The following is a 12,776-nucleotide window of genomic DNA, read 5'->3' on the forward strand; positions in this document are numbered from 1 at the left end:
CTTTACGGAATCATGTCCGGTCTGTAAACGGAGAGGAAAGGGATGAAAAATTTGACGACTGAGAACAGATACGACGTGATTGTGGCCGGTGCCGGTCATAACGGATTGACAGCCGCCGCTTATTTGTCCCGTGCGGGCATGCGTGTTTTGGTCGTCGAAAAGAATGACTGGATTGGTGGCGCAGCAGTCAGCCGTTCGCTGCACGAAGGCTGGACTTACTCGAACTGCTCTTATGTCTGCTCTCTTTTGCGGCGCGAAATCGCCAGAGACCTCGAACTCCCGAAATACGGGCTTCAGGTTATCCCCTACGAAGGTGGTGCGAGCTTCACACGCGACGGAGATTACTTCGCCTATTACTCCGATCACAACGCCCTGAAGCGCGAGATGGCGCGCCATTCTGCACGTGATGCAGACGCCTATCGCGGCTATTCACAAGCCATCATGCGGCAATGCCGTTTTATCCGCCCGTTTCTGCTTCGAGACGCACCGGACCCTGCTTCGCTCCGCCCACGTGACATGGGCGAAATGGCGTACCTGGTCAAAAAGGCCCACGGACTGGGAAGTCGCGAACTTGGAGAAACGCTGAAATTCTGGACGATGTCCATTGGCGACTTTCTGGATGAGCATTTCGAGAACGACCTGATCAAGGCGCATTTGGCTGGTTCCGGTATTATCGGCACTGGTCTTGGGGTATATTCGCCCGGAACCGCCTATGTTCTGCTGCACCACTACATGGGCGATATCGATGGCGGCATCGGAGCCTGGGGTTTCGCCCGCGGCGGCATGGGCGCGATTTCGAATGCCATTGCGGCCTCTTTCAAAGATCACGGCGGTACGATCCATACGGGTGCAGGGGTTGAGAGAATCCTGAGCAAAGATGGACGCGTGGAAGGCGTGGCGCTGGAAGACGGCAAGATTTTCCATGCCCCCGTCGTCGCATCCAACATGGATATCAAGCGCACCATTTTACACCACGTTGATGCCGCCGATCTGCCGGATGACTTCACCAAAGCGGTGCGAAATTTCAAAATCCGCGGGTCTTCGGCGAAACTCAACATCGCCCTTGACCGATTTCCAAACTTCCCTGCTGCACCACTGCACACCAGTTTCCTGAGGGGCGATCTGCATGTGTCGCAGAGCCTCTTTGAACTGGAAAAGGCTTATGACGACTGGAAGCTGGGGCGCTGGTCGGAAAAGCCGTACATTGACATGCTGATCCCCAGCCAGATCGACCCAACGATGGCTCCGACAGGTGCGCATATGATGACGGTGTTTGTTCAATATGCCCCGTATGATCTGGACGTCGGCGGCGTCCGGTCGGCTGAAAACTGGGACGACCAACAGCGCAAGGCAATGTCTGAAACTGTACTGGACCAGATGGCTGTGGCTTGCCCTGACATTCGCGAGCGCGTTGTGCACATGGAAGTCCGTTCACCGCTGGAAATCGAACGCGAGGTCGGTCTGACCGAAGGCAACATTTTCCAAGGCGAACTGACCTTTGACCAGCTTTTCTTCAATCGTCCGGTCCCGGGGTGGTCTCAGTACAGCCTGCCAATCAAGGGGCTGTATCTGTGCGGCTCGTCCGCACATCCGGGCGGTGGAGTTATGGGCGCGCCCGGCGCCAACGCGGCCCGCGCAATCCTGAGGAACGAAACACGGCATGGCCGAATGAAGGGGTATGCCGCATGAACCATTTTGATGCAATAGTCGTGGGTGGCGGTGTCAACGGGTTGATTGCCGGAACGCTTCTCGGTCGGCGCGGCAAGAATGTCTGCATCGTTGAAAAATCTGACAGTTTTGGTGGAATGGCGTCCTATTCCGTGGACGGGGGGCCAACACTGGCCCACTCGCTTTACAACCTCAGCCCACGCGCCCTGAGTGACGTCGGTTTGGACCTGCAACACCCTGTTTTGGCCGGGAAACCGACCTCCACGGTCTCATTGGCTGAAGATGGTCGGCACATCGTCTTCAGTGACGAAGGCGTCTGCTGGAGTGACGGGACGGCGCACCCGGACTCCAAAGCCTGGTCTGATCTGACGCAACAGTTGATTACGTATGGGGGCTTGCTACGCCAACTCGCCGAAGCCCCACCACCCGGCGGTCACAAAGCTGTGCTTTCGCGGGGCGGAATGGCTGAGGTTCTGCGCCTGGCAAAACTGGGCATCGGACTGAAAAGGCTGGGTAAATCGGAAATGCGACGCTTCCTGCAGGTCGTTCTGTCCAATGTCTATGACATTGTCCTTGATGACTTGCCGGACGGACCGGTGGCTGGGATGCTTGCAGCTGATGCAATCTGGGGGGCAGCCGCCGGTCCAAGATCTCCGGGAACCGTGTTCAACCTGATCTACCGGATGGGTCACGGGGGCACCATCACCCAACCTGCGGGCGGAGTGTCTGCGCTGACAGATTTAATCGTTGAAGCAGCGCAAAAGGCGGGGTGCGTCCTGATGCCGGGAACCGAGGTTTCCCGCGTTCTCGTGGACAAGGATGCCGTCTCTGGCGTCATAACCACTGATGGGCAAACTTTGACCGCAACTCTCGTGCTGAGCAACCTCGCACCTAAACCAACAAGCCGTATGACCGGGCCATCTGTTTTTGACATCGAAACGATGCGGCGCATTCGGAATATCCGGGCACGAGGAACAGCAGCCAAGGTCAACCTAAAATTAAAGGACAAGATGCCGCTGCCCGGCTTGCCTGATGGGTTGGAAAATAGCCGTCTGATCTATGCCCGCTCTGCAGAGTACGTGGAAGCTGCGTTCAATCCAGCAAAATATCGACAAATGTCCAAGGCCCCGGTGATCGAAGCCTTCAAGATGCAGACAGCCGATGGGTCAATCTGGTTGTCGACCATAGTGCAATACGCGCCATCCGACCTAGAAGGCGGCTGGACTGAAGCCGCGAAAGATCAACTTGCGCAAATCACCGTAGATACACTGGGCCGCGCCCTGCCCGGCCTGAAGGATCACATCGCAGGCAGACAAGTCATAACACCGGATCAAATCGAAAGCGCAACCGGAGCGCCCGGGGGCCACTGGCACCACGCGGAAATGTCCCTGGACCAGCTTCTGACACTTCGCCCCGCAAACGGAATGTGCCGCTATTCCATGGGTCCCAAGGGGCTGTACCTGTGCGGCGCTGGAACCCACCCCGGAGGCGATGTCATGGGCCTCGCCGGTCGCAATGCGGCCCTGGCGGCGCTGGAGGAACAGCCATGAGCATCTTCACCGACCCGAAACTTGGCTTAATCCCCGCTGCCTTTCACAAGAAGCTCGAAGAGCAGAATCGCGCACAAAACTGGTATGATTGGGTGGGTTACGCTGCCCCCGGAGTTCTGGACAGTGTCGAGTTCGAGTATTTCGCGCTGCGCAATCAGGCCTCTGTGTTCGATATCTCACCGATGCACAAATACAGGCTGACAGGTCCTGACACGACCGCAATGCTCAATCGCCTGGTCACGCGTGACGTCAGCAAGATCGCAGCGGGCCGCGTTGGATACGCAATCTGGTGCGATGAAGAGGGCATGGTCATCGATGACGGGACTCTTTTCCATCTCGGCGACAACGATTGGCGCTTATGCTGTCAGGAACCGATGCTGACGTGGTTGCTGGACGCGGGATGGGGTTTCGATGTTGCGGTTCGGGATGAAACTCGCAGCGTTGCCGGCCTTTCGTTGCAAGGTCCGACATCCTATGCGGTGTTGGAGGCTGCGGGATTAGATGTTGGCGCGCTTAAACCATTCGATCTGGTCCAGATCGAACCTGACCTCATGATTTCACGGACGGGCTTTACCGGTGACCTCGGCTATGAGCTTTGGTGCGACTGGAACAAGGCCGAAGATCTTTGGGACAGAATTTGGAAAGGTGGCTTGCATCAGGGACTGCGCGCCATTGGGTACGAAGCTGTCAATATCGCACGCATCGAGGCGGGATTTCTGACCGCAGGGGTGGACTTTCAGCCCGTTCATGCGACCGAGCGGTTGCACCGGGGCCAAACGCCATTCGAACTCGGCCTAGGACGGCTGGTCGACTTCGAGAAAGACCACTTCAATGGTCGCCGTGCGTTGCTGTCGAAACGCGATGCTCCCAGAAGCCTCCTCATACGTTTCGATGTCGAAGGCTTCAAACCCTCGGAAGGGTCATTGATCTACAACCGACGCAAAAAAGAAGTTGGGCACGTGACCTCCGGAATTTGGTCCCCCACCGCCAAACGTAACATCGCACTGGCACATGTTCGTATGCCGGATGCAAGCCGCTCATCCAGTTTGATGGCGGAAATCTACACACTGCAGGAAGGCAAATGGGATACCAGAATGGCGCGTCTCACGCCCGTCACCAAAGCCTTTTTCGCACCGCCGCGCGCACGTGTGACGCCGCCCGCCCGCACCTGAAGGAGAAGAAGACGTGAACACACTTGGCAACACTCCAACCGATGGCGATCTTGTCACCTGGGATCGCGACCATCACCTACACCCCTGGGCAGGGACCGAAGGCTTTGGGTCCGATGAGTACATGCGGGTCAACACAGCGGATGGTATCTACCTTTGGGATGCTGCCGGAAAGCGCTATATCGATGGCCCGGGCGGTATGTGGTGCACACAGATCGGTTACGGCCGCCGGGAGATGGCCGACGCCATTTCGCAGCAGGTCATGACGATGCCCTACGCGTCGCCCTGGTCATTTACGACCGAACCCGCGGCCGTTTTGGCCCGTATGATTGCCGAGCGCACTCCGGGCGATCTGAATACCGTGCACTTCACAACCGGCGGCTCCACGGCTGTCGATACCGCGCTTAGAACCGCACTTTTCATGAACAAACGGCTTGGCCGACCAGAAAAGAAAATCGTGATCGGCCGGGAGAAAGGCTATCACGGATCGACTTTTCTGGCTGCAACGGTCACCGGGAAAGAACGCTTCGAAACAAGCTTTGAAAAGGCGCAGGATTTGGTGCGTTTCCTACCCGACGTGAACCCTTACCACCGGCCCGAGGGAATGAGTATCGATGCCTGGTGCGACGCCAAGGTCGCGGACCTTGAAAACCTGATTGCCGAGGTCGGTGCTGACCGTATTGCCGCCTTTATCGCCGAACCGATCCTCTGTTCTGGCGGCGTGATTGTCCCGCCTCCGGGCTACCACAAGCGCACACTCGAAATATGCCGTGCAAACGACATTCTGTACATCTCGGATGAGGTCGTAACCGGCTTTGGCAGGCTGGGACATTGGTTCGCATCAGAAGACGTTTTTGGCATCGTTCCAGACATAATAACCTGCGCAAAAGGCCTGACCTCCGGGTATCTGCCACTTGGCGCTTGCATCATCTCGGACGCAGTAATGCAACGCATCTCTGACGCTCCGGGCGGCGATGTCTTCTACAATGGCTATACCTATTCAGGGCACCCGGTGAGCTGTGTTGCAGCAATCAAAAACATCGAGATCATGGAGCGGGAGGATATTCTTGGGCACGTTCAACGCGTAACACCGCAATTTCAAGAACGCCTGCGCCAGATCAAGGAAAAGTTCCCGATCGTCGGAGACGTGCGCGGCGAGGGCCTTCTGGGATGTATCGAATGCCGCCCCGGGCTGAAGGTCGAAAGCTATGAAGCACACGTCAAGTTTGGGCAGAAACTGGACGACGCCTGCGAAGAGTTGGGTTTGCTATTGCGACCATTTGGAAACATGGCCGTGTTCTCTCCTCCTCTGATCATCACCCCTTCCCAGATAGACGAAATGTTCGACATCATGGAGGCCGGAATGGCGCGGGTCAGCAAGGACTACGGAGAATAGCGGCGACGTAGCCACGACTTGGCTCCAGCCAGATCATGTTGGCTTTCGGCCTCGGATGTGATGCGGGCAGTGCTCTCCGGATTTCAGCACAGGCTGCATCGCGTCCCAGATCTCGATTTGGTGTTCGATAAACTCGGCACCATGCCGGGCTTCCCAGCCAGCGCGGTTCGGCCCGGTCAAATCCGCAAGTTCCCCAGCAGAAACTTCCGCATACCAGGGATTGCGGTTGACTAATTCCACGCCTTCGAAGCCGGCCGCCTCCATCGCGGCGCGATACTTGGAAGGTGACGCCATTTGAAACTCCAAGGCCTCCATCTTCACATAATGCGCCATCTCAGGTGACATGCCCCCGTCATGATTGGTCAGCCAGTCAGAAGCGGCAAACCGCCCACCCGGTTTCAGCACCCGAAAGGCCTCGCCAGCCATCGCGGCTTTGTCGGGAATGTGGATGATCGAGTCTTTTGAGAAAACGACATCAAAAGTACCATCTTCGAAAGGCATTGGGCCGGGAGTGACCTGAAGGATTTCTACTCTTTCTTCCAACCCGGCCCGCTTCACTCGCTCTCTCGCCGCCGCGCAGACGGGAGCCTCCACATCAATGCCTGTCACTTTCCCCGCACCGAAATTCTGCGCCATCAGCACTGCAATTGCCCCTGAACCACATCCAATATCAAGGATATGCTTGCCTTTGAGATCGATCCCCTCAACAACCCGAGTGACTTCCTCGGGGCCTCCTGGCGATAGGAACCCCTCCCCCCAAAGCTCTTCCAGGAAGTTGATCACCTGACGGTCGTAAAGGATATCCTCTGACATAAGCTTCCCCGCATCTGATTGACAGTTCACCGCCACAGTGAAGCCTGATCGCGCTGCCCTGACAAGCCTTTTTCCAGATAGGAAGGCGATGCTCAAAATCAACTATTGAATGATCATTCAGTCAGTAGACATTGAACGCCATGACTGATATGCGAGAAACTGAACGCCCAGAAAGGACATTCTCGCCATGGCTGACACCCTGCCGACGCACGCCCGGACCGTCATCATCGGGGGAGGTTCCATTGGCGCGAATACGGCCTATCACCTGACCAAGCTTGGCCATACCGATGTTGTGGTTCTTGAGCAGGGGCAACTGACATCCGGAACGACTTGGCACGCCGCGGGCCTTATCGTGGCCGGCCTGCTCAAGTCGGAAGCGGAATGTGCAATTTACACGCATGGACGCGATCTATACGCCAACCTTGAGAAAGAAACCGGTATTTCCACTGGTTTTCGGGACGTTGGATATCTGCAGATTGCGACCAACAAAGAACGCCTGCATGAAATGCGCCGTGTCGCAGCCTTCATGCGCCGTTTTGGGATAAACAATCACGAAGTCTCAGTAAAGGAAGCGCAGGATTTGTTCCCTATTGGCGACCTATCAGACGTCGTTGGGGCGTTCCTGATACCCGAGGACGGGCGCGCCAACCCGGTGGACGTGACAATGTCGCTGGCAAAGGGGGCCAGAAGCAGAGGCGCCCGTTTCTTCGAAGGTGTTCGGGTCGACGAGATTTTGGTCAAGAACGGCACCGCGACTGGAGTCCGCGCCGCGAACGGTCACGCCATCACGGCTGAAAACATTGCGATATGCGGTGGCATGTGGTCCCGCCAGTTAGGGGCCAAGCACGGCGTCAACCTGCCCCTTCAAGCGGCTGAGCACTACTACCTGATTACCGAGCGCATCCCGGGCTTGCCCCGCGATCTGCCCGTTCTCGAAGACCCTTCCACGTACACTTATTACCGCGAAGAAGTTGGGGGGATGATGTTGGGTCTTTTTGAACCAGGCGCTGCGGCGTGGAAGCTGGGTGGTATCCCCGACGAATGGCAATTCGGAGAGATCGAGCCAGACTGGGAACGTGTTGGCCCCGACCTTGAAAAAGCCTATTCGCGCGTGCCTGACACGATGAATTATGGCGTCAAGAAACTGTTCTGCGGACCGGAGAGCTTTACACCCGATCTTGCACCGCTTGTTGGCCCGACACCGGAACTTCGCAACCTCTGGGCTGCATGCGGGATGAACTCTTTGGGCATCCTCAATGGCGCCGGTACGGGTATGGTTCTGGCCCATTGGATTGTGGATGGCTTGCCCCCAATCGATGTCACGGGCATCAACGTCAATCGCTTTTCGCGTGAAATGGCCACACCGGCGTTCCGGCGCGACAGAACGCCGGAGCTGCTGGGCAAGCTCTTTGGCCAGCATTACCACAATGAGAATTACAAGACGGCCAGAAACGTAAAGCGTTCTGTGCTGTATGACCGCCTGAAGGATGCTGGGGCGTTTTTCGGCGAAGGAAATGGTTGGGAACAACCTGATTGGTTTGCCCCGACACCGGAACAGGCCAAGGTCGAAGAATACAGTTGGTATCGCCAAAACTGGTTTGAATGGCACGCCGAAGAACACAAGGCAGCGCGCGAGGATGTCATCGTCATGGACATGACATCAATGGCGTGTTTCAGCGTCGAAGGTCTAGATGCATGCGCCCTTCTCTCGCGCCTTTCCTGCAATGAGGTTGATGTTGAACCCGGCCGCGTGGTCTACACTGCCTGGGTGAATGAACAAGGTGGGTTCGAGGCAGACCTTACGGTTACTCGACTGTCCGAGCGGAAGTACTGGGTTATTGTCGGCGAAAACTCCGCGGGTCACACCGAAATGCGCATGCGGCGGCACATTCTGGACGAAGAGAATGTGGTCATCACAGACATCACTGCTGCGCGCTGCCAAATCAACGTTCACGGCCCAAAGTCACGCGATCTTCTGAGCAGAATATCCGGCGCTGATTTGTCGGACGAAGGTTTCCCATTCATGATGGCCCGAGAGATTGACGTCGGGTATGCCGTTGTTCTGGCCTATCGCGTGACCTTTATCGGGGAACTGGGCTGGGAGCTTCATGTACCTGCCACTCAGGCCGTTCAGACATACGATCTGATAATGGAAACGGGTCGTGACTTGGGGGTTCGAAACGCGGGCATGCAAACCCTAAACTCCCTGCGACTCGAAAAGGCCTATCGTGATTTCGGAATCGATGTGGACAACACGGACAACCCCATTGAGGCCGGGCTTGGTTTTGCCATCAAACTGGACAAACCCGAAGGCTTCATCGGCAGGGAAGCGCTGGCTGCGATAAAAGCAAAAGGCACACCCAAAAACCGAATGCTGCAGTTTCTGCTGAAGGACGCTGAGCCCCTGATGTATGGTAACGAGATGATTTATCTGAACGGCAAGGAAGTCGGGTACATTCAGGTTGGCGGGTATGGGCACACGCTTGGCGCGGCTGTCGGGATTGGTTTCGCCGAGACTGAAGAACCGCTGACGGCAGACATCGTCGCAAAGGGACACTGGCAGATCGAAATTGCCGGCGAGAAATTCGACGCCACTGCTTCGCTAAAGCCGCTCTACGACCCCGGGATGAAGAAGATAAAGTGCTGAAGCACAATTACACGGTATTGCGGCTTAAACCGGAAAGTGTTTTGGAAAGAACCGTGACAGCGAAAGCAGGCAAACATCCCTGAACTCTCGCCGGTCAGCCACCTTGGGATACAACATCAGGCTGAGCCAGGCGCCGTCAGACATTGCCTCAACAGCTCGGGCTGTTTTTTCGGCCTCAAGATCGTCGTAATCGCCGTCGGCGATCAACTCTCCACATAGATGCAGAATTCGATCGTATCTCTCGTTGTCAAATTTATTGTGAATCTTCAGGTAATTAGGACGGTACTTTGCTTGCCCCCAGAACGCAAACCAAACCGCTAGGCGCTTGTGCGTGCAGATGCTTTTGTCAAAATCCGCGCGGATAATAGCCGCGAGCCGATGCGCGGCCGTAGGTTCCGCGTCGTCATAATACCTTAGCCAGTTTTCGTAGTGCTCTTGTGCCAGAAAACCCAGCGCGGCGTCATACAATGCTTCCTTGCTGTCGAAATGGTAATTCACAACCCCATGGGACAGATTGGCAGCTTCGGTCACGTGTTTCAGCGTTGTGTCAGAAAACCCGCGCCTCGAAATCGAGTCTATGGCCGCCATTATCAACTGCAGGCGGCGAACTTCCGGAGGTTCGGTGCGTCGTTTTTTCTGAAGCTCGTGCGACTCCAATTTATCCTTCCTCTCGTTCAGCCATTTGTCTGTCCAGCAGATCCGCCCTTTGTTGCCGGAACATAACGATAGCTGCGATAGCGACGCAAATAGCGATCACGAGGATCATAATAGTCGCAAGCGCATTGATATCCGGCCTGAGGCCCAGTCGAATGCGCGAAAAGATCAGGATTGGCAAGGTATTTGCCCCCGGACCTGTAACAAAACTGGCTATGACCAGGTCATCGAGAGACAAAGTAAACGCCAGCAGCCAACCTGAAATAAGGGCCGGTGTCAGCTGAGGAATGGTGATTGCAGTCAAGACTTTAAAAGGCTTGGCACCGAGATCGGCGGCAGCTTCTTCCAGAGTTTGCCCCACGCCGGTCAATCGTGCCTGAATTGTCACAGCGACATAGGCCATCGAAAAAGTAATATGCGCGATCGTAATCGTCGCGAACCCGCGCTCGGCGGGCCATCCGATTAGCTGGTTCAGTGAAATAAAGAAAACCAGCAAGGACAATCCGGTTATCACCTCGGGCATCACCAAGGGCGCGACCAACATGCCACCAAACAAAGTCCGGCCTTTGAACCGGCCAAATCGCACCATCGCAAGACCTGCAAGCGTACCAAGCGCTGTTGCAAAGGTTGCATTTACAACGGCGATCTGAAGGCTAAGGGAAACCGCGCTCCAGACTTCTGCAGATTGAAATAGCTCCTTGTACCATCGTAAGGACCATCCCCCCCAGACCGGAACCAGCTTGGAGTAGTTGAACGAATAAATGATCAGCAAAATCATCGGGATATAGAAAAATGCCAAACCCAGTGTCAGCATGATTGTCAGGAAGCGGGAGCGTTTGCTGTACATCTATTGCTCCTCCGACGCTTTGCCCTGGTAGTGCTGGAACACCATGATGGGCAGCACCAGAATAACCAGCAGAACAATTGCAACCGCGGCAGCAACCGGCCAATCACTGTTTCTGGAGAACTCGTTATAGAGAACCCGGCCAATCATTTGTACGTTTCCACCCCCTAAAAGATCGGGAATAACGTACTCCCCGGTCGCAGGAATGAAGACCAGCAATGAGCCCGCGATGATGCCGGGCATCGTCAAAGGCAACGTGATTTTGAAGAACGTGTTCGTTGGCCGGGATCCAAGGTCCGCTGCAGCTTCATTCAGGCTGTCATCCAGCTTTTCCATGTTCGCGTAGAGCGGCAGGATCATGAAGGGCATGTAGGTGTAGACGATGCCAATATAGACAGCGAATTCCGTGTACAGCATCCGGATCGGTTCGTCGATTATACCAATTGCGATCAACAGGTTATTGATTGTACCTTGATCTGCAAGCAATCCCATCCACGCGTAGACGCGCAGCAGGAAGGACGTCCAGAACGGCAGGATTATTGCGAAAAGCAATAGCGGCTTGGCGACTGGGCCTGATCGCACGATTGCATAGGCAATGGGGTAGCCAAAAAACAGGCACAAGAAGGTCGAAGTTACCGAAATCTTGAGCGAGTTGACGTAGGTGTCAAAATAAAGGCTGTCTTCCCAGATGTAGATAAAATTGTCGAACACCAGACGGATCGTCATGATCCCGCTGTCCGACCACTCGATCAAACTGGTGAATGGAGGGCTTGCAATGGCAAGTTCAGCCAAGCTGATTTTGGCGACAATAAAGAACGGTGCCAGGAAGAAAACCAGAAGCCAGAAGAACGGTATGACGGTAACGATCTGTCGCCACTTGCTTTGCAAGCGCCGCATAAATAGGCCAAGCATCGGCTGTCGTTCAACCTGTAACGGTTCGGGCCTATCTCCCGTGAACTCCGTCATGAGTGGAGCAACATGGCACTGGACGGATCCCAGCTGATATTCACCTTGTCCTCCCACGTAATGCGCTGGGTGGCATGCGTTGGGCGTGACTGGTTGGGCCTGGTGACATCAAATATCTCTCCATTGGGAAGCCTCACCTTGTAGATCGACGTCTCTCCTAAATAACCCACGTCGTCGATGATGGCTGATGTCTGGTTGGGGCCTGGAGCAACTTCATCGGATTTCGAAAGACGGATTTTTTCGGGCCTCAAAGCCACCCAGATCTTGCTGCCAACTTTCACGGAGTGACCGTGATCTATGAAAACCTCGCAGAATTCAGTCTCGACCCGAACATGATCTGCACCTTCCTCGGTTACCCTGCCCTCAAAAATATTCGCTGACCCGATGAAGTCGGCGACAAAGCGAGACGCGGGAAACTCGTATATTTCTGTTGGCGTTCCAATCTGCTTGAACCGCCCAGCATCCATAACCGCCATGCGCGACGACAACGTCATCGCTTCTTCCTGATCGTGGGTCACCACAATAAACGTGACACCGACCTTGTCCTGAATATTGGCAAGCTCAAACTGCGTTTGCTTGCGCAGCTTCTTGTCAAGCGCAGCCAGAGGCTCATCCAAAAGCAGCAGCTTTGGGCGTTTGACCAACGCACGAGCCAGCGCAACGCGCTGGCGTTGCCCGCCTGACAATTGCTTGGGTTTTCTCTTTTTGAAGTCTTCCAGTTCGACAAGCTTGAGGATGTCGTGCACCCTGTCGGCTATGTCAAATTTTGGGACATGGTCTTGTTCCAACCCGAAAGATACGTTCTTTTCGACAGTCATATGCGGAAACAGCGCATAGCTTTGGAACATCATATTGGTTGGGCGTTCGTAGGCAGGAACGTCAGCCATATCGACGCCATCAATGATGATCGAGCCGGCGTTCAACTCCTCAAATCCCGCGAGCATTCGCAGCAGAGTGGACTTTCCGCACCCTGATCCGCCCAGCAGACAGAACAACTCACCCTTGTAGATATCCAGATCGACGTTATCGACGGCCGTTACTTCACCGTAATTCTTTGTCACACCTCTGA

10 protein-coding genes are annotated in these 12,776 nt (G+C 55.4%); 5 read left to right on the top strand and 5 right to left on the bottom strand.

Annotated elements, in window-relative coordinates; genetic code table 11:
- Positions 1-42: 42 nt before the first annotated feature.
- From ACR0J8_RS13470 to ACR0J8_RS13485, 4 genes are read left to right on the top strand one after another with little or no spacing between them, the layout of a single operon-like run.
- Positions 43-1,689 carry a phytoene desaturase family protein gene (locus ACR0J8_RS13470; protein WP_480525337.1) on the top strand — a complete coding sequence of 549 codons (1,647 nt, stop codon included), beginning with the start codon at positions 43-45 and terminating at the stop codon, positions 1,687-1,689.
- On the top strand, positions 1,686-3,218 hold the full coding sequence (locus tag ACR0J8_RS13475; protein ID WP_480890665.1) for a phytoene desaturase family protein: 1,533 nt from the start codon (positions 1,686-1,688) through the stop codon (positions 3,216-3,218). The genes ACR0J8_RS13470 and ACR0J8_RS13475 overlap by 4 nt, the downstream gene beginning before the upstream one ends.
- The gene (locus tag ACR0J8_RS13480; protein ID WP_480525334.1) at positions 3,215-4,390 is read left to right on the top strand and encodes an aminomethyl transferase family protein; all 1,176 of its coding nucleotides are present in this window, start codon (positions 3,215-3,217) and stop codon (positions 4,388-4,390) included. Before ACR0J8_RS13475 ends, ACR0J8_RS13480 begins: the two co-directional genes overlap by 4 nt.
- A gap of 13 nt (positions 4,391-4,403) precedes the next feature.
- Positions 4,404-5,783, top strand: coding sequence for an aminotransferase (locus ACR0J8_RS13485; RefSeq protein ID WP_480525332.1), 1,380 nt, complete (start codon positions 4,404-4,406; stop codon positions 5,781-5,783).
- Positions 5,784-5,816: 33 nt separating this feature from the next.
- Here ACR0J8_RS13485 and ACR0J8_RS13490 read toward each other — a convergent pair whose 3' ends face one another.
- Positions 5,817-6,596 carry a class I SAM-dependent methyltransferase gene (locus ACR0J8_RS13490; RefSeq protein ID WP_480525330.1) on the bottom strand — a complete coding sequence of 260 codons (780 nt, stop codon included), beginning with the start codon at positions 6,594-6,596 and terminating at the stop codon, positions 5,817-5,819.
- Positions 6,597-6,783: 187 nt separating this feature from the next.
- Between ACR0J8_RS13490 and ACR0J8_RS13495 the strand changes: the two genes are divergently transcribed.
- Positions 6,784-9,243, top strand: coding sequence for a GcvT family protein (locus ACR0J8_RS13495; protein WP_480525328.1), 2,460 nt, complete (start codon positions 6,784-6,786; stop codon positions 9,241-9,243).
- Between the two features lie 24 nt (positions 9,244-9,267).
- On the opposite strand, the gene ACR0J8_RS13500 is transcribed toward ACR0J8_RS13495, so the two are convergent.
- The 4 genes from ACR0J8_RS13500 to ACR0J8_RS13515 form a co-directional block, all read right to left on the bottom strand.
- Entirely contained in the window at positions 9,268-9,831 is a 564-nt protein-coding gene (locus ACR0J8_RS13500) for a TetR/AcrR family transcriptional regulator (RefSeq protein WP_480525327.1), read from the bottom strand.
- Positions 9,832-9,901: 70 nt separating this feature from the next.
- A complete protein-coding gene (locus ACR0J8_RS13505) occupies positions 9,902-10,744 on the bottom strand; it encodes an ABC transporter permease subunit (protein WP_170614538.1) in 843 nt (280 codons plus the stop codon).
- Positions 10,745-11,653 carry an ABC transporter permease subunit gene (locus ACR0J8_RS13510; RefSeq protein ID WP_480441272.1) on the bottom strand — a complete coding sequence of 303 codons (909 nt, stop codon included), beginning with the start codon at positions 11,651-11,653 and terminating at the stop codon, positions 10,745-10,747.
- Between the two features lie 50 nt (positions 11,654-11,703).
- The gene (locus ACR0J8_RS13515; protein WP_480525324.1) at positions 11,704-12,768 is read right to left on the bottom strand and encodes an ABC transporter ATP-binding protein; all 1,065 of its coding nucleotides are present in this window, start codon (positions 12,766-12,768) and stop codon (positions 11,704-11,706) included.
- Positions 12,769-12,776: the final 8 nt, after the last annotated feature.

It is taken from the genome of Ruegeria sp. N11, from assembly GCF_056531525.1.

What these genes read in the sequence shown, in the direction of transcription:
- ACR0J8_RS13470 (WP_480525337.1), top strand. Translation starts at nt 43, where the DNA reads ATGAAAAATTTGACGACTGAGAACAGATACGACGTGATTGTGGCCGGT.
- ACR0J8_RS13475 (WP_480890665.1), top strand. Translation starts at nt 1,686, where the DNA reads ATGAACCATTTTGATGCAATAGTCGTGGGTGGCGGTGTCAACGGGTTG.
- ACR0J8_RS13480 (WP_480525334.1), top strand. Translation starts at nt 3,215, where the DNA reads ATGAGCATCTTCACCGACCCGAAACTTGGCTTAATCCCCGCTGCCTTT.
- ACR0J8_RS13490 (WP_480525330.1), bottom strand. Translation starts at nt 6,596, where the DNA reads ATGTCAGAGGATATCCTTTACGACCGTCAGGTGATCAACTTCCTGGAA.
- ACR0J8_RS13495 (WP_480525328.1), top strand. Translation starts at nt 6,784, where the DNA reads ATGGCTGACACCCTGCCGACGCACGCCCGGACCGTCATCATCGGGGGA.
- ACR0J8_RS13500 (WP_480525327.1), bottom strand. Translation starts at nt 9,831, where the DNA reads ATGGCGGCCATAGACTCGATTTCGAGGCGCGGGTTTTCTGACACAACG.
- ACR0J8_RS13505 (WP_170614538.1), bottom strand. Translation starts at nt 10,744, where the DNA reads ATGTACAGCAAACGCTCCCGCTTCCTGACAATCATGCTGACACTGGGT.
- ACR0J8_RS13510 (WP_480441272.1), bottom strand. Translation starts at nt 11,653, where the DNA reads ATGCTTGGCCTATTTATGCGGCGCTTGCAAAGCAAGTGGCGACAGATC.